This window comes from Brasilonema angustatum (assembly GCF_059505445.1).
The window spans coordinates 70721-91487 of record NZ_JCACKO010000142.1 but is presented as its reverse complement, the minus strand read 5'-3'; the positions used below and the strand labels follow the sequence as shown (position 1 = coordinate 91487).

The following is a 20767-nucleotide window of genomic DNA, read 5'->3' as shown; positions in this document are numbered from 1 at the left end:
GGTTTGATTTAATGGTTGCTAAAATTCACTAAGCATTTGATCTGCTTTTGCGAGAATATTTTCTTAGTGTGTTTCAAAAATCAAATCATAGTCCTATAGAACTACTAAATCATCAGGAAAGAATTAATATGTCATCTTTCTCGCAGCAGGTAGGGATTCTTCGCTCATTATTAATGTACTACGGTATTCCCTTTCGGATCCGTCAGTTGTCACGCTTTTATTCACTGTTCGTTCAACCAGGGGATGTTTGTTTTGACATCGGTGCCCATGTTGGCAATCATCTTCTTGCCTTATCTCGTCTTGGTGCCCACGTTGTCGGCATCGAGCCTCAACCTCAGTGTATGCAACTGTTGAAACGCTGGTACGGCAATAATCCCCAGATAACCCTTGTTGAACAAGCTGTTGGTGTAGTTCCTGGGACGCAAGACTTATTGGTGAGCCGACGTACCCCAACTGTAACCACCCTCTCCCGTGATTGGATGCAAGCTGTTCAACAGGTTGACTCTTTCGCTCATGTACGCTGGGATACAACCGTGTCTGTTTCGGTAACAACCCTTGATAGCCTCATCACTCAGTATGGTAAGCCCGCTTTTTGCAAGATTGACGTAGAGGGTAACGAACTCGAAGTTTTGCGTGGCTTATCGCAACCTATTCGTGCTCTTTCGTTTGAATACACTCCGAGTGCAATAAACATTGCTGTGGCTTGCATTGAACAATTGAAGCATTTAGGACCTTATGAGTTCAACTGGAAACCGGCAAAGTTCGGCGAATCGTATCAATTGCAGTCAGCTAACTGGCTGAATTCTCAGGAAATGATCACTCAACTCAGAAGTCTGCCACCTGATGCAAACTCTGGTGATGTATATGCACGTTCTTTGCTTAGTCTTGAGAGCCTATGAAGCAATTTTTGTTCCAATAGACTCATTCATCCCAATATAATTTTATATCAAGAAATAATTCTAGGCCTTGATTTAATGGTTGCTAAAATTCAGCAAGCATTTGACCTGCTTTTGCGGCAATTTTTTCTTTAAAACCAAAATTCTTTTCTTTGCAAGAAGTCTAATGAATAAAAACCATAAATTAGCTGAATGGCTGGAACTGCGCATCCCCTATGATGCCAAGGGACGTAACTCAATTGTGGAAGCAAGCTGCCAACAATACCTGAAAAAGCGCAAAAGCCTTAAAATCGTTGATTTGGGAGCAGGTACGGGTGCTAACTGTCGCTACTACCTGAGTAAGATTTCTCAGGATCAGGAGTGGTTTTTGGTCGAACAAAATCAAGAACTTTTGGAAATCGCCTTTGATAGGTTAATCGTCTGGGCGCAAGAAAATGGATATGAGTCACAATTGCGAGACTCAATATTAATCTTGAAAAATCAAGTCTATAAAATTACTATCCACAGAATTGTCGGCTCTATTTTGGATCTGGAGAATCTGATAGACTTAGATACTTTCGACTTAGCTGTCGCCAATGCAGTGTTCGATCTATTTAGCGAAAAACAGTTTCAAACATTCCTGGAATGTTTAAAAAAGTACCAATTGCCGCTGCTAGCTACTGTTAACTATACTGGGATGAATTTTCTTCCTCAAACTGAGGATGATTCTGACTTTATTAAATACTACAATCAGCATATGCAGCGCCCTCAAGACTTCGGCAGGGGGATGGGATCTGACTGCGGTTCCTCTATGTGGAAGGCAATGAAGCTTATTGGCATGAAGGTATCACAAGGAGAAAGTCCGTGGGAAATTAGTAGCAACGATCCTGTTTTTATTCAGTTAAAATTAAAGTTTATGGAAGAATCAATCCCAGAAATTCTTGATTCAGCAACTTCACAGCATGAGTTAAACACCTGGTTGCAAGAAAAGCAACAGATGATTGCTCAAAACAAACTTAGTTGTAACGTCACGCATCAAGATTTTTGGGGTTACTGGGAGTAGCTATAATTTAAGTATCAATAAAAATCTTAAGAAGAAATTATAGATCCAAGAGATTTTGCTAAAAATGTCTCAAAAAAAAACCAAACAACAGCATAAAATATTACAAAAATTGAAATGGCGGATAGGAATATTTTTTGCTATTGTATTGGGCATCATGTTGCTTTCCATCCCGCAAGCCATATCACAGGAAGTAGTAGTCCTGAATATGATGCTGAATGCGACTGATGCTGCACTTTGGAAGCAAAGCATTATCAAAGACTTTGAAGCAAAAAATCCGGGCATTCGTATTAATCTTATTGAAGGTCCGGGTATGCCAAATTTACAGGAAGACCTGCTGACTTCAGCATATATCTTGGGAGATTCTCCTTATGACATGATAATGATGGATGTCATTTGGACACCCAAGTTTGCTGCTGCTGGATGGTTGTTAGATTTGAGCGATCGCTTGACAAAAGAAGAGTTAGCTGATTTTTTTCCTGCACATATAGAAGCCGGACGCTACCAAGGTAAGCTTTACAGAATTCCCATGTATGCTGGTGCTGGAGTTCTCTACTACCGTAAAGACTTGCTCAAACAAGCAGGTTTTCAACCACCAGAAACATTCGCAGATCTACTCAGAATTTCTAAGTCCTTACAAGAGCAAGGAAAAGTTAAGTGGGGTTACCTTTGGCAAGGTCGTCAATCTGAAGGATTGGTTGCCATGTTTATGGAAGTCTTGCAAGGTTTCGGTGGATTTTGGATGAATCCTGATACTTTAGAAGTAGGGCTAGATAGACCTGAGACATTAAAGGCGATCGCTTTTCTCAAAGATACTATTCAACAAGGAATTTCTCCGCCTGGAGTCACAACATATATTGAAGAAGATACAAGACGTATCTTTCAAAGCGGTCAAGCAGCATTTTTACGAAGTTGGCCTTATGTTTGGCCTTTAGCTAATGCTGAAGATTCCCCTGTAAAAGATAAAATAGCGATGAAACCAATGGTTGCTAATTCTGGTAACAGTCCAGGAGGGTGTTTAGGTGGTTTTGGTTTAGGAATTAGCAAATCTTCAAAACATCCTCAAGAAGCTTGGAAAGCAATTCAATTCTTTACCAGTGAAGAAACACAGCGCCAATTTATTTTTAAATCGGGTTTTGTACCAAGCCAACGTTCACTGTTTAGTGACCCACAAGTCGTCAGCAAATATCCTCATTATCCTCAGTTACTCAAGATCGCTGATAAAAGCATTTTACGTCCGTCCATTGGCCAATATGCTCAAGCATCAGATATTTTGCAACGTTATCTGAGTGCTGCATTGACAAATCGCATGACTTCGGAGGGCGCGATGCAAGCGGCTGCTAGTGAAACCAGGCTATTACTTGGGACTAAAAGCTAATAGATCTCTTGCAAAAGTGAGATTTTACGAGGTTCTGTTAAGAGTTAAGCGTTCAGAATTCCCTATTAAGCGTTAAGCGTTCCCTATTCCCTTGCTATTTGTGAAAAATATTGAGAAAATGAGAAGAATATGAAAACAACTTAACTAGCAAAAAAATACTGCCTGTGAAACTTGACTCCAAGCCCTTGAACCTTACTACATCTGCAACCCAAAGCCAGCTAGAGCAAAAAGATGAACTAGATTGCAATAGTCCAACTACCTCAGTTGAGGCGTCGTCACCTTTGGTTTCTGAGAAACCGACTAAGCCGCAAACCCCAGTAGTCATCTTCGCCACGACATTTTTGACCATCTTTCTGGCGGAAATTGGTGACAAGACACAGCTATCCACTTTATTGATGAGTGCGCAATCACATTCTCCGTGGGTTGTGTTTTTGGGATCTGCCACCGCGCTAGTCATGACTAGTCTATTGGGTGTCCTGTTAGGCAGTTGGATCGCTAGCAAACTCTCCCCAAAAACTATAGAAAAAGCAGCAGGGATAATGCTGCTGCTAATTTCGTTAATGTTATTTTGGGATTTGGTAATTACCAAATAATTTAGTTAATTAACCTGTGTGACTGATAAGAACTCTTGACTCTTGACTCTTGACTAACTATGGATTGGCATCTTTTAGGATTAAGCTTTATTACGGTTTTTTTGTCAGAATTGGGTGACAAAAGCCAGTTAGCTGCAATTGCGCTTTCAGGTCGTAGTCAATCTCCGCGTGCGGTGTTTTTTGGTACAGCTGGCGCACTGCTTTTGACTAGCTTATTGGGAGCTTTGGCGGGGGGAGCGGTGTCAGAGGTATTACCCACAAGGTTGTTGAAAGCGATCGCCGCCGTGGGATTTGCCATACTTGCAATACGCCTATTATTTTTTAACAACGAGGAATGAAGTGTTTTACCATTGATCATTCATCATTCCTCATCCAGTTATCGTCGCCAGCACCAGCTCAAAAGTGTGCCACCTACCAATAGTTTTACTGTTTCCAAAATCCAGTAACCACCATGCAGTATATTCATACTTGCTGGAATTTCAGCAGTTGTCTCAAACAGGTTCAGTTCGATTCCGAGGGCAGACATTTGCGGAGTGAACAAGTAGGTGTTAATAGAAGCGATCGCCAGCAGTAATACAGACAAAATAATTGCACCGCGACGCCACTGAGATTGGCTGTTGCACACAGCTAACACGCTGGTTAATACTAAGCCAGCAGAGAGCAATTCGATACGATTAAAATTCCAGAAAAGTGTATAGCCAGCTGAAGCAAAGTTGGCTTGAGTCATCATGCCAGAAACGTAAAGAGTAGGCATAATTACCAAGTCAAGAAATAAGCTGGCACTGAGCCAAAAGCCTAAAGCTAATATGGCAACATTTTGCCAAATCGGTCGCTTAAGTTCGACGCTAGAAACTGCCTGCATAATTGTGAATAATTGCGTGTGTTTATATTTTTAGTTTCTAACTTAACAAGGCACTTTGACAACACAAGTCAATAATCTTTTACAAAGTTCTTATAACTTTGCAAACTGAGTTGGGTATCTTTTGCCTAAGTAGACCTCTGGTAAAAATGATTTTTAGTGCAAGCGCGGTAAAGGTTTCATAGCCATTTTTACCAGAGGTCTAGTACCGTTGAAGAAGAATTCACAATTGTGAATTCTGACTCCTTTTTTTTCTGAAAACGTAGAGCACACAAAACTAAATCGTAAAATTAAGTTATGGGGCAAGTTTGTCACCTGTCATAGATCCACCGGAAGCAAAACAATGCGTGTAGCATTTTTCTTAGGTACAGCAATTGCTTGTACAACAGTCATAGGCGGATACACTGCGGACTTGAGTCAAGCAGTTCAGTTACGAGATGGTAAAGTCTATTTTGTCCAACCACCGACCTTGCTGGGTACAGTGACCACCTACAAGGATACTTATGTATGGGGTGCAACATACTATTTTACCATTGGCCTGCCAGAAAATGCTGGAGAACCGCTGCAAACAATTACAATTCACCAGCGTGAAGGAGTAGATCGTGTGCGCTTTAACTTGCGAGACACTTCTGCTTTTGAAGGAACGCCTTCCAAAGAAGGTCAAAAGCTTGCTTTGAAATATGTGACAAGGGACAGCAAAACCAAAACACTATCACTGATATTTGATCCGCCAGTACCTCCAGGTAGAACTATCACACTAGCTCTCAAGCCAGTGCAGAACCCGACGGTTGCTGGTGTCTACCTATTTGGAGTCACGGCGTTTCCGCCGGGAGAGCAACCTCATGGTCAATTTCTCGGTTATGGAAGGTTGCAATTTTACAACTTTGGTTTTCGGTTTTGACCAGACCTAAAGGTGACTAGTTTGTCGGCGGACATTGCTACAGCTATTCTTACAATTACATACAATAATGAAATCTTGCCCTATTTAGTTCGTCAACCATGTCGGAAGAAGATATCCGTGCTACGCGGCTAGAAAAAGTAGAACAGCTAAGGCAATTGGGGATGAACCCCTATGCCTACCATTGGGAATCCAGCCATCACGCGGCTCAATTACAGGAAAAATATGCTGATTTGCCTAACGGTGAAGAAGTTGATTTAAACGTGACTGTGGCTGGACGCATTATAGCGCGTCGTGTTTTCGGGAAATTGGCTTTCTTCACCTTGGAAGATGAAACCGGCACAATTCAGCTTTATTTGGAAAAAAACCGCATTCAAGAAAGCATGGCAGATGTTGATGCTGATGCTTTCAATCACCTCAAGCAACTCACAGATGTCGGCGATATCTTGGGAGCAAGTGGGACAATTAAACGGACTGAAAAGGGCGAGCTATCTGTTTTTGTCACAAAATACACGATTCTCACAAAATCTCTTTTGCCCTTGCCAGATAAATGGCATGGGTTGACGGATGTTGCTAAGCGATACCGTCAGCGTTACGTTGACTTGATAGTAAACCCTGAAGTTCGCCAAACTTTTCGCCGTCGCGCTCTCATTACTGCTGGTATTCGTCGTTACTTGGAACAGCGTGATTTTATTGAAATTGAAACTCCCGTTTTCCAAAAAGAAGCGGGTGGTGCAGACGCGCGTCCGTTCATTACGTACCACAACACTCTAGAGATGAAGCTGTATCTGCGAATCGAGACAGAACTTCATCTCAAGCGCTTGATTGTCGGTGGGTTTGAAAAGGTGTTTGAACTGGGGCGGATTTTCCGCAATGAGGGAATATCAACCCGTCACAACCCTGAATTTACCACAATTGAAATTTACCAAGCTTATGCCGATTACAACGATATGATGGCGCTGACGGAAGGTATAATTACCACCGTTGCCAAAGAAGTTCTCGGCACGCTACAAATTACGTACCAAGGCACACCAGTGGATTTGACTCCTCCTTGGCGGCGTGCGACAATGAACGACTTGGTGAAGGAATACACAGGTTTGGATTTCAACTCGTTTCAAACTTTGGAAGAGGCAAAAGTAGCTAGTAAAAATGCTGGTTTTGAAAATGTAGAAGATTGCCCTTCAATTGGCAAGCTTTTAAATGAAGGGTTTGAGCAAAAAGTTGAGGAAAAACTGATTCAGCCTACTTTTGTTACCGATTTTCCCGTGGAAATTTCACCACTGGCAAAGCCGCACCGTTCTAAACCTGGTTTAGTGGAACGATTTGAGTTATATGCTGTTGGGCGGGAAACTGCCAACAGTTTCTCAGAGTTGACTGATCCTATCGATCAGCGCCAACGTTTAGAAGCGCAAGTCGCACAAAAAGCCGGTGGTGATTTGGAAGCGCAAGTGGATGAAGACTTCTTGACGGCGTTGGAATATGGTATGCCTCCCACAGGTGGGTTAGGAATTGGAATTGACAGGTTAGTGATGTTATTAACAGACTGCGCTAGTATTCGAGATGCGATCGCATTCCCATTACTCAAACCTGAAAAATCCGAATCATCCCCAGACTCAGAGACATAGCCACAAGGTGCGTTAGGGCAAAGCGTAACGCACCATCTTAAACTGATACCAATGCAAGAAGGCAGGAGGGATTCTCTATAATCCTGCTGAGATTGCATGTAAAACGCGATTTTTAAGCGCTAGTTGCTATATTATACCGTTCGTTCACCGCATTCCAGTTAACGGTATTCCACCACTGTTTGAGATATTCTGGGCGACGGTTCTGATAGGTGAGATAGTAGGCGTGTTCCCAAACATCGTTACATAAAATGGGGTAATGTCCCTCTGACCAAGGACAATCCTGATTGGGCAAACTGACGATCTCAAATTTATTGTCGGTTGTTCGCACCAGCCAGACAAATCCACTACCAAAGTGCTTTGCACCTGCATCATTGAACTGAGTTTTGAAGTTCTCGAAGTCGCCAAAGACTTCATTGATAAGAGTAGCGATCGCTCCGGTTGGTTCACCACCTGCATTAGGACCCATAATTGTCCAGAAGATGGAGTGATTAAAGTGTCCACCACCATTATTGCGAACCGCGTTACGAACACCTTCAGGCAATGTATTAAGATTCCGAATTAAATCATCAATGGTTTGATTCTGTAGATCTGGATGCTTTTCTAAAGCTGTATTGAGATTCTTAACATAACCACCATGATGAAGATCGTGGTGAATTTGCATTGTTTGAGCATCAATGTATGGTTCTAGAGCATTTTCAGAATAGGGTAATGATTGTAGTTCAAAAGCCATGAGTTTTTTCCTCGTTTAATAACTAAAGCGATAAGATTGCGCACTCCTCGTCGCAACGGGTGCAACTACGTTTCCCTTGCCTAAGTCCTGTGTCTAAAGCAGCTGAAAATGGAAACACTCAAAGTTAGCTTCTGTAAAAGCAAATGCATTAATGAACAGTGCCTTTGAGAGAGTGGCAACCTGTGAAAGGTTCGCCACGATTCCTATGCTCAAAGGGCAGGCGCTCGTCGCAAAGCGTCCCGCCCAAAGGAATACGCCAACGCAAAGCTCAACGGGACGCACTCAATTGAATCGAGGCGTTTGAGTCGAGTTACACTTTCAAACAAAAGCAGCACAAACCGCCCACAGAAAGTTAATTAGCAAGACTAATAAAACTAGTGGACATAGAGAGGCTCCTAAAATTAGCACTACATCCGTCAAAAAGGTCTGTGGCATTAGTTATCTCCGAAATTCGGACTTCATCAGCCATCGAAACCATGCTTGCATCAAGGTATGCATTGGGCATAAACCAATGACACGAAACCCACCGATGCAGTGCTCGGATATCTCACAACGCCTTAATGGCTTATATTTCAGAGGAACCTTACAAGCCAAACTCTCCTTTCAACTGACTTACCCACTTTTTGACGCGCTGATCCGTCAGGTCAGATTGATTATCTTCATCCAACGCCAAGCCCACAAACTTGCCATTTTTGACGGCTTTAGACTCCTCGAATTCATAACCCTCTGTAGGCCACTGTCCAACCGTTTTGCCACCGAGTTCTGAAATCTTTTCCTCTAAAATACCTATTGCATCCTGAAAGTTCTCAGCATAGCCAACTTGATCGCCTGGTCCAAAGTAAGCCACCTTTTTACCATTAAAGTCAATCTCGTCTAGGTCTTCGAAGAAGCCTTCCCAACTGCCCTCCAATTCACCAACGTTCCAGGTTGGGCAACCAACAATGATATTTTCATACCCCTCAAAGTCGTCCGTACCAGCATCGGCAATATCATGCAGTGTTACAACGCTATCACCGCCAAACTCTTTTTGAATCGACTCTGCAATGTTTTGAGTGTTTCCGGTTTGAGTTCCATAAAATAAACCAATCTTCGACATTTTTGCTCCTTAACAGTGTTTGTTTTGGCTTTTAATTTTGCTTTGTTCGTGTTCTGTCTACCCCGGGCTTGTTCAGTAGCGATCGCTTGTTTTAACCCCACTGCAATCTAGGTGTAGTTCGTTGATAGGTTGTAATCTTTGCTCCTGCGTTGGCTACAACACATCGGCTGTAGTATATCGTCAAAGAGCTTGATTTAGTGTTAGCGCAGCGAACACCAAGAGGGCACTCTACAACAAAACGCGCAACACGCAGAACGGGCAATTGTATAAGGGTTCAGCGTGAAGTCTGCCAGACAGAATCTTCAGCAGGCGCGTTAGCGCAGCGAAACGAAGTTCGCTTCACATTTTGTGCAAATTTTTCTATCGACTCAGAGGATGACAAGAGTCTTTAGTTGCATTGGGTGGAGAGCGCCCATCTCCATAAAATCGCAACTTTAATACACAAGTGATGGTATTTTCCATCAAACCTCCGCAGGAATTGCAGTGAATTTCTCCTAAATTATGACTATTATGCATGGAAGCACCAGCCTCATTATTGCAATTATCTGTAAATAAATCTAGGATCTATTGTCAGTAAATTGAAAACTTTTGTCACCGAACGCAAGAATGAGGGTTCCAGCCGATGTTTCTGAAATTGACCAAGAAGGGGTGTAGGGAAGCCACTGCCGTGCGCGGGTGAAGCAGCGCTCTTGGTAGGGTTTCCCGACTTGTTGCAAGAGCGTCTGGGCAGGAGTTAGCACAAGCGCGTTGTCGGGGCAGAAAGAAGAAGTAGGGAGCACCAAAGCACTCCTTGTAGGGAGAAAAAGAATTTACGTGGATCAGTCCTCTCCCATGCACCCTGCCCCTTTTCGCTGGTGCTTCTTCTCCCTGCAATCAGTTCATGCGAACGTATTTATTCATGCAACAACTCCAATTCCCCTGCCTACGGCACGAAGCGCCCCGGAGGCGGCGCTCTTGCAACGCTAACATCTTGATTCATGCGAACGTATTTATTCGTGGGGTTTTCTCCCCCACTACAACCGCTCCCTTCTCAGGCGTGCTTCTTCTTCACCATTCTCCGTTACTCCCACCAAGAAGTGCTCCAGAGCTTCTTTTTGTCAATACCAAGATTAAAAAGGGAACAGGGAACGGGCAACAGGCAACAGGGGAATCCCCATAAGTAGGTCGGCGTAAATAATTCTTGTTGGAATAAAGCAGGGAGCAGGGAGTAGGGAGAGAAAGAGTTTGAGCCTTATTTACTTTTCTTTACACAGTTTGATTTTTTTGCACCGACTTACTTAATTAAAATTAGGGGATTTAAACAAGGACGTCTTGTTGAATCGTGCTACGCATCTGTCAACAATTTTTTTGAATTCTTCCATTAATAAATTAAGGGGCTTGAATCCAATATCCGGGGCTAATTTTTTGCTGTTGCCTGTTCCCTATTCCCTGTTCCCGCCCCGGAGGGGCTGATCAATGTATTATTGTTGTCCTACGAAAAATACATAAAAGCAAATATAAAAGACATCTTGGAGGTTGGATTAGGGATTATAAATATCAATAGCTTGAATTTATGGATTGGAAGATTTATCATAATAAATTCTCAATAAATATCAATTCACGGTGTAAAGAAACCACCCATTCTAAATCGATGAAACGCTTACGCTGTATTCCTAATCATCCCCAGAATCAGATACATAGCCAAAAGGTGCGTTATGGCTTTGCCATAACGCACCTTCTTAAACTGAATATTGCGACACCAAGCCTTCTATGGTGCGGGGCGAGGGGGCGAAGAAGCTAACTGCACTTTACAGCGGTTTTCTGTAAGGTGGGCATTGCTCACCAATATCTCAAATGTCTATCACGTAGGCTTTTGTGAGCAATGCCCAACGCCAGATGCTTCAAGCCGGGAAACCCGTCCAACGCACTGGCTCCCCTACGATTTGTGGTCTATTCATATGAAAACCGCTGTAATACACAAGTGATGGTATTTTCCATCAAACCTCCGCAGGAATTGCAGTGAATTAGACTAACGCAGGTGTTTTCTCCATCTCCACGTTGTACTTACCCTGACTGGCAGCACCATTCAACTTTGCCCGATTAAAAAGCAACTGTTGTGCGGCTTTGGTATTGTCATCCTCTCCGCGCCAGTGCTCTAGAGCGGGTTGCTGAATCGCACGAGCATATGAGAAAGTAACAGGCCAAGGACACTTCGCACCATACTTGAGATTCATCGCATTTAGGTGTGCGGTTGACTTTTCATTGGTTTGTCCACCAGACAGGAATGCCACACCCGCAACTGTTGCAGGTACATTGCTCAGCAAGCATTGGATCGTCATTTGGGCCACTTGATCTACTGTTGATTGAGTAGAACAATTTAATCCTGCAATCACCATGCTGGGCTTGAGAATCATTTGATCGAATGCCACTTTGTTCAAGCGCAGTTGAGTAAATACGGCTTGCAAGGTTTGATCAGTAACTTCATAACATCGCTCAATTGTATGATCGCCATCGATCAGCACTTCTGGTTCTACAATCGGCACCAATCCCCCTTCTTGACACAGTGCTGCATACCGAGCAAGGGCATGGGCATTAGCTTCAATACAAGTACGGCTGGGAATGCCGTTACCGATGGTAATCACAGCTCGCCACTTAGCAAATCGCGCACCTATTTTATAGTACTCAGCAATGCGATCGCGCAATCCATCAAGTCCCTCTGTGATCTTCTCTTGCGGACATCCTGATAAATCTTTTGCTCCGGTATCTACTTTGATGCCTACGATCACGCCTGCTTCCGGCATCACCTGGGTAAAGGGTTTACCTGAGAGTGTAGATTGATGAATTGTTTCATCATACAGAATCGCACCGCTAATAAACTCACCCAAGTTAGGAGTCGTCAAAATTAGTTCCCGGTAAGCACGTCGGCGATCCTCTGTGGGTTGAATCCCCAGTTTCTCAAACCGCTTGTTACAGGTGCCATTACTTTCATCCATTGCCAGAATACCCTTACCAAGAGCAACCATAGCTTGGGCTGTGGCTCTCAATTCCTTGGCGTAAGTGCTCATGTTAATTTCTCCTAAATTATGACTGTAGCTGTCCTAAATGATTTTGTTCTTTGATTTGGTTCTTAGTTTTAGTTAAAATTTGTTCTTGCTCTGGTTCATACTCAGAGCCTGTGTATTATTTTTGTCCTGCGCAAAAGACACATTAGCAAATATAAAACACATCTTGGAGCTTATATTAGGGATTCTAAATATCAATTACTTCAATCTATAGATAGAAAGATCTATAAAAAATATTCTCAATAAAAATGAATTCACTAGGAGTGCAAGCCGTAAATGCTGCTGAACAACCCAACAGCGTTGAAAAGGTTAACAGGGGTGTAAGGGCAAAACAAGTCAAAAGTCAAAAGTATTAATTTTTACTTTTGACTTCCTTGAAAGGGCGGGGCTGTAGGGGATCAATGAGTGGGGGTGAGAACCCTCTCAGGGTGTCCTCTGCTACTTTGGTTATAAATTTTTATCCGTACACGATATTATCTATAATCCTGTCTCTGAATATCCCGCAGACGAGCAGCATTACGAATACCATACTCAGGACGAGTAAAACGATTTAACTGAGTTTCAAAAAAGTCCCGATTTGCTTGTAAATGTTCGGGATTTGGGTCATCTAAAGGATGTAAAAGTGCTGTTCGTAATGCTTGAATAACTGCAGAAGTGACGCAGTACATTGAACGTTGGAAACTAATTCCTAACTGAATCAACGTATCTTCTTCGCCTCGGCAATATTGCTTGTAGTAATCAACAAGATATGGAGGCAAGAAATGCAACATATCTTGCATGAGTAGTGTTGGTGGAATACCTGCGGTACCTACTGGAAAGACATCTGCATAAAGAATTCCGTAGTGAAAGTCTTTTTGATCTGTTGGCACTTGTCCTGCTTGAGCATTATAAGATTTTGTACCCCGAAAGGGAGCAGTACGGTAAAAAACAGCTTCCACGTAAGGTAATGCAGCCTCGTGAAGCCAGACAAAGCCTTTAGATTTGGGAACGATTTCGTAGCATTCGCCACGAATATAAACGTTATGGTAAATAGGACGATTTGCGACTGCAAGAATTCCATTCACCAAGAAATTCATCGCCTCTGGGACAGTCGTAATTTTCCCTTCGTCATATAAGTCTGACATTTCAAAAAACACGGCAGCCATGATTTCCCAGAACAAACCCAGATTAGAGTAGTAAGACATCTGACGACACTGTTCTATAAACATATCTGGGAACAGTTTGTAGAGTCCCAACATGACAGGATTACCTTTGAAGTAAGCTTTGATTGCCCTATCAGCATTCGCTTTGTATTCTTCAGTATCCAGATAAGGGTCAAATTTTCCACCCATTCCTCTATGCCAAAGCATTGCTCGCATACAAGCTTCGGCAAACTCCATGTTAATTCGATCATGGAATAAGTGATGCAATAATTTAGGCATTTTGAAGGTTTCACCCTTTTGCATAAATGCTAAGAGTTCCGGATGGGCAGTCGCCTCACCGCGCCAAACTCTCAACTCAGCATCATCACCAGCATAATGATTGTGACGTTCTAAATACTCCTGAGAAATGAAGTATTTAAAAAAGGGAAATGGATCTATAAATACCTGCTCAGCAATATATAATAAGTCGCGCCAGTAAAAGTCCATCGGTACTGCATAAGCTTTGTAAAGACCGATGATTTGCATTAAGTTTTCTGGCGTGTCGGGCAACATTGCACCGCCTGCTTCTAACCGATGAATCACTTCTGCAAACTCATGGGTGGAAGGAGGTAATTTAGCTTCGGTTTTGTTTGGAGTTTGTACCATTTTTATTTCCTCTTTTCTTTTCTCTTAACTAGTAGCCTTCATTTCATCACGTATTAAGATATTTGAAACCACAGATGGACACTGATAAACACAAAAAATTATACTAAGTTGCATTCATACAGATAATTTTTCCTCTCTCTGTTTTTCTCTTTCTCTGTGTTCTCTGTGCCTCTGCGGTTTTTTTTCATCAAATTGACTGTTCCAAGAAATGCCCATTGTCGTTCACAAAATTTTTTGAAAAATGGACATTCTAGATAGATTTATTGATTGAGAGCGACTTGAGTCGTTACGGTTTTTTCAATAGGAGGAATAGCCGCAACTATTGCTGTCGTTGTTGGTTCACTCCAACGCACTAACCAACTCGGTTGTACTCCCAAGAACAAGATCAGGGCTGCTAAAATAAAAGCTGGTATTTTCTCAGACAACAGAACTTTGGGATAGTAAGCTAAGTCGTTGTCAAGTTTGCCAAAACAGGTGCGGTTAAGGAGGATGACAAAGTAAACTGCAGTTAAGCCACTGGCGACAACACATAACAGTGTTGGTATCGGAAAGACGGAGAAACTGCCTTGAAACACGATAAATTCAGCAATAAATCCTGTCATACCAGGAATACCAGCACTTGCCATACCTCCTAAAATGAGTAGGGCGCTTGTTAAGGGTAATCCGCGTATAGGACTCATTAAACCATTGAGTTTATCCAACTCACGGGTTCCTACCTTGTCTTCTACAACTCCTATAAGATGGAAAAGGATGGCGAGGATAATACCGTGACTGAACATTTGGGCGATCGCACCAATCAATGCTAACGAAGTACTAGCTGCTGCTGCTAACAATATATAGCCCATGTGCCCAATGGAACTATATGCAACCATGCGCTTGATATCTTTTTGAGCGATCGCGGTGACTGCCCCGTATATAGCACTGATTGCTCCCCAAGTTGCTAAACTGGGTGCAAGAATACTCCAAGCTTCGGGAAATAGCGCCATCCCAAATCGCAAAACGCCATAAGTTCCTAACTTTGCTAACACTCCACCAAGAAGAATCGCGATGGGGGCTGAAGCTTCAACGTAAGCATCTGGTAACCAAGTGTGTAAGGGAACTAGGGGAATTTTGATTCCAAACCCTAGCACGATTCCTACAAGTAGAATGATTTGTAGTGTTGTTGATAAGGCTTGAGTTGAGAGTGTATTGTAATCAAAACTAGTTGAACCAGTGAGCCAAACTGTACCCAGAAATGTTGCTAGAATTAATGCTCCTGAAACAGCGGTATAAATTAGAAACTTCATAGCCGCATAAGTCCGCTTTTCACCTCCCCATATGGAAATTAGGAGATAGAAGGGTATTAATTCTAGTTCGTAGAACAAGAAGAAGAGCAATAAATTCTGTGCTGCAAATGCACCTGCAACTCCTGCACTTACTAATAAGATAAGGGAGTAATAAAGCCGGGGACGTTCTGTTTCTTGGTTGCTGCTGTAAATCGCAATCCAAGTGAGCAAACTATTTAATAGCAGCATCAGTATGGAAAGTCCATCAACTCCTAATTGGTAACTTAAACCAAGGGTATCGTTCCAAGGTAGATATTCCTGCAACTGCATCCCAGAATCAGAGATATCAAATTTAAACAGGAGGAAAATATTCCAAAGAAGAACTAATCCAGTAACGGTTAGGGCTGTTAAACGAATATTGATTGCGGGAATGGCACGAGGTAATAAACTAATAACAGCGGCTCCTAAAATAGGTAGCCAAATTAAGAGACTGAGCATAAATTGCTTGGTTATGTAATTGACGAAAGGAGTAAAAAACCGCAGAGTTCAAGAGAACGCAGAGGAAGGGAAAAGAGAGAGAAGTTTTATCAGTTAGTAGAAATTTTTGCTTGTTAGTTCTTGATTGTGAGTTGACAACTTTTTCCGGGCGCAAGAGTTTGCGCCCCATGTTACAAAGAAATCTGGAAACTAAAACATCAAATTTAAAAGATAAGAACCCCAGTGTTGCCAACTCACTACCATTCCTAAAATACCTACTCCCAATAGCACGGTGAATGCATAAAACTGGGTTTGTCCGGATGTGCTATATTTCAAACTTTCTCCACTCAATATGGAAACTAAGCCAACTAAGTTAACAATTCCATCGAATATGAGGCGGTCGATCATGTCTGCTAGTTTTGAAATCATAGCAACGCTGAAAACTATGCTCACCCGATACAGTTTTGGAGTGTAAAAGTCGTATGCTAGCAAGTCTTGCAAAGGTTTCAAAGGGAAGCGAATTGGTTTGGGAATGATGTTGCTTAAATAAATGACGCTTGCAATGGCGCAGCCAAAAATACTTGACCACATCAACAGAAGTCCGACATCTTTGTTAAGAGTTTCCCAAGTTGGTAGTAGTGATAAGCTTTGTAACACTAGGGGTAAATGGAGAGTAAAGCCAAGCAAAATGATTGTGGGTAGAGCCATTTGCCAACTGACTTCAGGTGAGCGATCGCTCATTTGCTTTGGTTTTCCACCAAATATTAAACTGAATTCCCTGGTTAAGCTGAAGGCTGTTAAAGTGTTGACTATGATAAGTACTCCCACAAGCCAAGGTTGTGTTGTCCATAGTCCTGATGCTAATTTCAGCAATGCCCAAAAGCCGCCTAACGGTGGAAACCCAATTAATCCTAGAGTCCCTACTATATATGCTATTCCAGAAACTGGACGGCGTGACCAAAGTCCCCCCAGAAGGCTGACATCTTGAGTGATGCTGTTCCAAACAATTGCACCAGTACTCATGACTAGGAGTGCTGAGGCTAAGGCGTGGGTGAGGACTAACAACAGTGCTGCTTCATCTTGTTGTGTCCCAACAGCGATAAAGATCATACCCATGTAAGCACTGACGGAGTAGGATAAGCAGCGTTTGAGATCAACTTGGGCGATCGCAATCAAAGAACCACCCACTGCTGTCACAACACCGATAGCCACCATTGCAGAAGTTGCTATTGGTGACAAGCTGAAAACAGGTTGCAGTTTAATCAGCACCCAAGCACCACTGGCAACGACGACTGAATTCCGTAAAATTGTACTGGGAACAGGTCCTTCCATTGCTTCATCCAACCACAGATGCAAGGGAAACTGGGCACACTTACCCATTGGACCTGCAATTAATGCCAGACATGTTAATGTTATTAAGGTTGGGTTGACATTGGCAGTAGTCGCCCATTCTGCTAAATCGGTGTAGTTCCAAGTTCCAGCTTGTGACCATATTGCCAATACTCCCATGAGCAGAAATAAATCTCCCACCCGCTTGGTTAAGAAAGCATCTCTAGCGCCTGTGACAACCAAAGGCTGACTAAACCAAAGTCCTACTAATAAGTAGGTTCCTAAAGTTAGGATTTCCAAAATCACATAACTGAAAAACAAAGAGTTGCATAATGCAAGGGCGCATAACCCAGCTTCAAACAATCCCAACAGTGAATAAAAGCGTGCCCAACCCCAGTCCATCTCCATATAGCCGACAGCAAAAATTTGTGCCAGCAAATTTAAGCCGGTAATGACAACCATCGCGCCGATACTTAATGAGGAGATTTCTAAATCAATAGAAAGATTTAAACCAGCAGTATTTAACCAAGGTATAGATATCTCATATGGCGCTTGATTCCAGGCAATTGGTAAGACAAAAGCAGAATGAACAAACGCAAGAAATGTCATGACCAAATTAATGTAACCTGCTGGTCTTGGTCCTGTGCGTTTAATGATTCCTGGAGACCAAGGCACGGCTAAAAGCGCACCACTTAAGGCATAGCAAGGAACTAAGCAAACAGTTTCAAGTAGAAAATGATCCATTAATTATCCTCTAAATTTGCAGCATAACAGGACGCTGTTGTCAATGAACAACCATTGTTTTCTACAACGCAGATATGCGAGTTGAAAAATTTAACTTTTATTTCATCTTCTTTAATCATAGATTACCGTGTATCTATAAAAAGGGGAATAAGTCAGCTAAATCATTAATCAATGATGACTCTAAGAAATTCTTATAGTTTTAAAAATTCTAATAGTTACTATTGTTTGCAATCTATGTTTTTAAAGCTACAGATCCCCGACAACTTTTACGAAGTCGGGGATCTTAGGATTTCTATAGTTACTATTATTTCCTACTTATTCTGACTACTGAGTTGTGACTGCTGAGTTCTTTCTTGGTAAAATGATTGAAAATAATTAGCATCAAATTCTTTTCCTTCTACCAGTTGCCAGTATCTTCTACAACTAGGGAGGTTTTCGAGCCGCACTCAATGTTAGGAATCTGTTTGACGTTGACTATTTTGAGACTTCCCAGAGCAGGACGCGTGTTTTCCCAGATGATCCGTTGACGGTGGTAGGGTCGATTTCATGGCAGTTTTGACTCCACCTTTCCTTACAACAAGGGGTTTGGGTTGGTGGGGTGACACAAGTCAACATAAATCCTTGTACAATTATGGGCAGCCGTAAAGTGCTATGGTGCTCTGTCCCCTTTGGGGCGATAAGCCCAAGGCTAGCCGCTACGCGTATCGCAACCTCTAGCAGTTCTAAATCATTCATGAAAAACAAGATCCCCGACTTCTCTAAAGAGTCGGGGATCTTGTTTTTCAATTTTCACCAAATCAAATACAACTGGTATATGTGATCCATTTTCTCCATCACTGTTTGCAACGCCAGCTATAATTCTTACACCGCTCACACTCAATCTCAAAAGTTCTCTCTTGTTTGAATGCTACTTGGTACCATACTAGTTAGTAGATTTTTTCTACTACTGCTTGCGCATTTCCTGGTAAAATATACGCGACTACTGATGACTGGTGCGACGACTCACTCATAGGAGCAGGTTTCATTTCGCCCCTAAAGTCTAGCAGTTGTACAAGCACAAGGTAGCCAAGTGCCAAAATTATGGAAACCGCACCTGTGATAATTGCAACTATTTTCCCACGATTCATCAATCTCACCTGTAATGTTAAGATATAGTAATATCCTTATATTAAAATTGCAATACCACTTGACATCTCCCCCGGCTGGAAGCACGGGGGATTCTAGACTGTTGCAGCTACGGGGTCTACAAGACCCCGTAGCTGCGTCTACAATATGATTTATCTAATCGCGTAAACAAATCGTATCGCTGTGGCGTTGTCAAAACCGCCCTACCTACCTCGACCAGGCTCACACCTAGCTGTGTAGCTACTTTCTTGGCTATGTTAGCTGCTCCGTTAGCATCCGCGTTGATTAATAAACCTGCGGCTGTTTTGTACAAACCACGGTTTGTCCTTTTTCCAGATGGCACCCATCCCTTGGGTTTTTCACCAAATTTATGTAGACTATCGCCATCTAAGAATGATGCTTTTGATGTGTAAGCTTCTTCGGTGACCGTGACTACAATCCCGTATTCAGAAGCTAGTTGCTTTAATCGTGCAATTAGTCGTCCTGTTGGGATGGGGACAAAGTTTTGGTTGTTAACCTTACCCATCTCAGAACCAACTTTGTGACATTCATTCCATCCGATTATGATGTTGCCAATCTTGTCGTTTAGGCATCGGTTGATAATGAACCGCACTGCTTTGTTGATTGCATCGCGCATTTGGTAGAGTCGATGGGTGGTATTATCCACCGCACCTCTCTGTTAAATCTGGGCGTGCGTATTTCTACGCACCCAGCTTCCGATGTTCTAGGATTTCTCCTTGCTCATGTGGTGGTATTGGTGGCATTCCCGATGGACCGCTATGCAGTTCTTGGTCTTCCAATTCTGATGATTTCCGTCTACGTGATGTAGGTGGACTGTATCCTCAGATATCATCTTCATTCCACAAATTCCGCATGAATGGTTTTGCCGTTTTAGGGCTTTAGAGGTGTGGCCGTCGTAGAGCTTGCTGTTACGTTCGCTCCAGTAGGTAATGTCTCCGTCAAAGGGTGATTTCTCACCTTGGACGTTGACGAAGTCATTTTCGGAGTAAGGAACTGTTGGGAATGCCTTTTCTACAAGCATTTTGCTTGAGTGGCGGTTATTCTTCTTTTCCTTGTTGAATACCTTGAATGCTCTGTGACTGATGTGCCATAGCGAGTTGCTTGACCCATCCATCTTACAGAACCTGTGGTAGTTCCTCCAGCCTCTAACTATGGGAGCTAATTTCTTGGCTTTTTCCTTAGAACCATAATTGGGGCAGTTGACGATGTCTTTTACTTTCTGACGGAATGCTTTAAAGTTGTTCACTGATGGAACACATCTAAATTTTCCGTTACTCTGCACTTTAAAGTGCCAGCCAAGGAAATCAAAGCCGTCTGTCGCTGCGCTTATCACGGGCTGGTTACCGTGATTCGGCAATCAACGAATCGCACGGTTGTTGCGCTTACGCTGCACTCTATCTAGGTTACTGTCCCAGTAGAAATCAGACTTCCCTTGCTTGTATTTCGCCACGAGACGGCAGTAACCCTGATTCATCGCTTTTAGTTTGCGACCATCAATGATGAAACTCTTCCCGCGTGTTGAGACGCCTGTGAGCCAGTTTGTCCCACCGTGGTCAAGCGATAAAGCATGACTGTAATCAAGGTTGAGATTAACTTTGATTGGTTCCTTCCCATCGTCGATAACCCAGTCAATGACAAACTCGCCGAGACAAGGACGTATCGTCACTTCTTTAACCCAATTAGAATCAATAAAATCAGGTAGTTTTAACTTTACTTCCGTGATAAGTTGTGGCTTGGTTTCTTTGCTGATTGATGGATGGAACAATGGGCAAGAGAAACAACGGGTTAAAACCCGTTGTGTCGGACTTCATCCCCTCTCTGAAGAACAGATGTAGTGTGGAGCACGGCGAACACTACATCTTGA

17 protein-coding genes and 2 pseudogenes are annotated in these 20767 nt (G+C 42.6%); 7 read left to right on the top strand and 12 right to left on the bottom strand.

The features are described 5' to 3' along the window. The first annotated feature begins 128 nt into the window (after positions 1-128). From AC5JM2_RS28480 to AC5JM2_RS28460, 5 genes are all read left to right on the top strand, one after another. Positions 129-899: an FkbM family methyltransferase gene (locus AC5JM2_RS28480; protein ID WP_495838318.1), complete on the top strand. Its 771-nt coding sequence runs from the start codon at positions 129-131 to the stop codon at positions 897-899. Positions 900-1062: 163 nt separating this feature from the next. Next, positions 1063-1938 carry a class I SAM-dependent methyltransferase gene (locus AC5JM2_RS28475; protein ID WP_495838317.1) on the top strand — a complete coding sequence of 292 codons (876 nt, stop codon included), beginning with the start codon at positions 1063-1065 and terminating at the stop codon, positions 1936-1938. 64 nt (positions 1939-2002) lie between these two features. Then, a complete protein-coding gene (locus AC5JM2_RS28470; protein WP_495838315.1) occupies positions 2003-3313 on the top strand; it encodes an ABC transporter substrate-binding protein in 1311 nt (436 codons plus the stop codon). A gap of 164 nt (positions 3314-3477) precedes the next feature. Beyond that, positions 3478-3906: a TMEM165/GDT1 family protein gene (locus AC5JM2_RS28465; RefSeq protein WP_495838313.1), complete on the top strand. Its 429-nt coding sequence runs from the start codon at positions 3478-3480 to the stop codon at positions 3904-3906. Between the two features lie 59 nt (positions 3907-3965). Beyond that, positions 3966-4244 (top strand): TMEM165/GDT1 family protein, encoded by a 279-nt coding sequence (locus tag AC5JM2_RS28460; protein WP_495838311.1) that lies wholly within the window; start codon positions 3966-3968, stop codon positions 4242-4244. Positions 4245-4282: 38 nt separating this feature from the next. On the opposite strand, the gene AC5JM2_RS28455 is transcribed toward AC5JM2_RS28460, so the two are convergent. Then, the gene (locus tag AC5JM2_RS28455) at positions 4283-4768 is read right to left on the bottom strand and encodes a DUF4149 domain-containing protein (protein WP_495838309.1); all 486 of its coding nucleotides are present in this window, start codon (positions 4766-4768) and stop codon (positions 4283-4285) included. Positions 4769-5108: 340 nt separating this feature from the next. Here AC5JM2_RS28455 and AC5JM2_RS28450 point away from each other — a divergent pair, with 340 nt between their 5' ends. Both AC5JM2_RS28450 and lysS read left to right on the top strand, forming a co-directional pair. Then, positions 5109-5666 (top strand): DUF2808 domain-containing protein, encoded by a 558-nt coding sequence (locus AC5JM2_RS28450; protein ID WP_495838307.1) that lies wholly within the window; start codon positions 5109-5111, stop codon positions 5664-5666. A gap of 98 nt (positions 5667-5764) precedes the next feature. Continuing rightward, positions 5765-7288: a lysine--tRNA ligase gene (lysS, locus tag AC5JM2_RS28445; RefSeq protein ID WP_495838306.1), complete on the top strand. Its 1524-nt coding sequence runs from the start codon at positions 5765-5767 to the stop codon at positions 7286-7288. A 112-nt stretch (positions 7289-7400) separates the two neighbouring features. Here lysS and AC5JM2_RS28440 read toward each other — a convergent pair whose 3' ends face one another. The 11 genes and pseudogenes from AC5JM2_RS28440 to AC5JM2_RS28390 all read right to left on the bottom strand — a co-directional run. Then, the gene (locus AC5JM2_RS28440) at positions 7401-8018 is read right to left on the bottom strand and encodes a superoxide dismutase (protein ID WP_495838304.1); all 618 of its coding nucleotides are present in this window, start codon (positions 8016-8018) and stop codon (positions 7401-7403) included. 583 nt (positions 8019-8601) lie between these two features. Beyond that, positions 8602-9114 carry a flavodoxin FldA gene (gene fldA, locus AC5JM2_RS28435; RefSeq protein ID WP_495838302.1) on the bottom strand — a complete coding sequence of 171 codons (513 nt, stop codon included), beginning with the start codon at positions 9112-9114 and terminating at the stop codon, positions 8602-8604. A gap of 360 nt (positions 9115-9474) precedes the next feature. Next, positions 9475-9630: a hypothetical protein gene (locus AC5JM2_RS28430; protein WP_495838300.1), complete on the bottom strand. Its 156-nt coding sequence runs from the start codon at positions 9628-9630 to the stop codon at positions 9475-9477. Positions 9631-11117: 1487 nt separating this feature from the next. Continuing rightward, entirely contained in the window at positions 11118-12158 is a 1041-nt protein-coding gene (locus AC5JM2_RS28425) for a class I fructose-bisphosphate aldolase (protein WP_495838299.1), read from the bottom strand. Positions 12159-12628: 470 nt separating this feature from the next. Next, a complete protein-coding gene (locus tag AC5JM2_RS28420; RefSeq protein ID WP_495838297.1) occupies positions 12629-13942 on the bottom strand; it encodes a CO2 hydration protein in 1314 nt (437 codons plus the stop codon). 260 nt (positions 13943-14202) lie between these two features. Further along, the gene (locus AC5JM2_RS28415) at positions 14203-15705 is read right to left on the bottom strand and encodes an NADH-quinone oxidoreductase subunit M (RefSeq protein ID WP_495838295.1); all 1503 of its coding nucleotides are present in this window, start codon (positions 15703-15705) and stop codon (positions 14203-14205) included. A 189-nt stretch (positions 15706-15894) separates the two neighbouring features. Beyond that, the gene (locus AC5JM2_RS28410; RefSeq protein WP_495838293.1) at positions 15895-17757 is read right to left on the bottom strand and encodes an NAD(P)H-quinone oxidoreductase subunit F; all 1863 of its coding nucleotides are present in this window, start codon (positions 17755-17757) and stop codon (positions 15895-15897) included. A 926-nt stretch (positions 17758-18683) separates the two neighbouring features. After that, positions 18684-18884: a hypothetical protein gene (locus AC5JM2_RS28405; protein ID WP_495838292.1), complete on the bottom strand. Its 201-nt coding sequence runs from the start codon at positions 18882-18884 to the stop codon at positions 18684-18686. 116 nt (positions 18885-19000) lie between these two features. Continuing rightward, positions 19001-19549 carry an IS200/IS605 family accessory protein TnpB-related protein gene (locus tag AC5JM2_RS28400; RefSeq protein WP_495838290.1) on the bottom strand — a complete coding sequence of 183 codons (549 nt, stop codon included), beginning with the start codon at positions 19547-19549 and terminating at the stop codon, positions 19001-19003. A 57-nt stretch (positions 19550-19606) separates the two neighbouring features. After that, a pseudogene (locus AC5JM2_RS28395) lies at positions 19607-20233 on the bottom strand (HNH endonuclease); the annotation flags it as partial. A 39-nt stretch (positions 20234-20272) separates the two neighbouring features. Continuing rightward, a pseudogene (locus AC5JM2_RS28390) lies at positions 20273-20665 on the bottom strand (RNA-guided endonuclease TnpB family protein); the annotation flags it as partial. Between the last annotated feature and the right edge of the window lie 102 nt (positions 20666-20767).

What these genes read in the sequence shown, in the direction of transcription:
- AC5JM2_RS28480 (WP_495838318.1), top strand. Translation starts at nt 129, where the DNA reads ATGTCATCTTTCTCGCAGCAGGTAGGGATTCTTCGCTCATTATTAATG.
- AC5JM2_RS28475 (WP_495838317.1), top strand. Translation starts at nt 1,063, where the DNA reads ATGAATAAAAACCATAAATTAGCTGAATGGCTGGAACTGCGCATCCCC.
- AC5JM2_RS28470 (WP_495838315.1), top strand. Translation starts at nt 2,003, where the DNA reads ATGTCTCAAAAAAAAACCAAACAACAGCATAAAATATTACAAAAATTG.
- AC5JM2_RS28460 (WP_495838311.1), top strand. Translation starts at nt 3,966, where the DNA reads ATGGATTGGCATCTTTTAGGATTAAGCTTTATTACGGTTTTTTTGTCA.
- AC5JM2_RS28455 (WP_495838309.1), bottom strand. Translation starts at nt 4,768, where the DNA reads ATGCAGGCAGTTTCTAGCGTCGAACTTAAGCGACCGATTTGGCAAAAT.
- AC5JM2_RS28450 (WP_495838307.1), top strand. Translation starts at nt 5,109, where the DNA reads ATGCGTGTAGCATTTTTCTTAGGTACAGCAATTGCTTGTACAACAGTC.
- lysS (WP_495838306.1), top strand. Translation starts at nt 5,765, where the DNA reads ATGTCGGAAGAAGATATCCGTGCTACGCGGCTAGAAAAAGTAGAACAG.
- AC5JM2_RS28440 (WP_495838304.1), bottom strand. Translation starts at nt 8,018, where the DNA reads ATGGCTTTTGAACTACAATCATTACCCTATTCTGAAAATGCTCTAGAA.
- fldA (WP_495838302.1), bottom strand. Translation starts at nt 9,114, where the DNA reads ATGTCGAAGATTGGTTTATTTTATGGAACTCAAACCGGAAACACTCAA.
- AC5JM2_RS28430 (WP_495838300.1), bottom strand. Translation starts at nt 9,630, where the DNA reads ATGCATAATAGTCATAATTTAGGAGAAATTCACTGCAATTCCTGCGGA.
- AC5JM2_RS28425 (WP_495838299.1), bottom strand. Translation starts at nt 12,158, where the DNA reads ATGAGCACTTACGCCAAGGAATTGAGAGCCACAGCCCAAGCTATGGTT.
- AC5JM2_RS28420 (WP_495838297.1), bottom strand. Translation starts at nt 13,942, where the DNA reads ATGGTACAAACTCCAAACAAAACCGAAGCTAAATTACCTCCTTCCACC.
- AC5JM2_RS28415 (WP_495838295.1), bottom strand. Translation starts at nt 15,705, where the DNA reads ATGCTCAGTCTCTTAATTTGGCTACCTATTTTAGGAGCCGCTGTTATT.
- AC5JM2_RS28410 (WP_495838293.1), bottom strand. Translation starts at nt 17,757, where the DNA reads ATGGATCATTTTCTACTTGAAACTGTTTGCTTAGTTCCTTGCTATGCC.
- AC5JM2_RS28405 (WP_495838292.1), bottom strand. Translation starts at nt 18,884, where the DNA reads ATGAATCGTGGGAAAATAGTTGCAATTATCACAGGTGCGGTTTCCATA.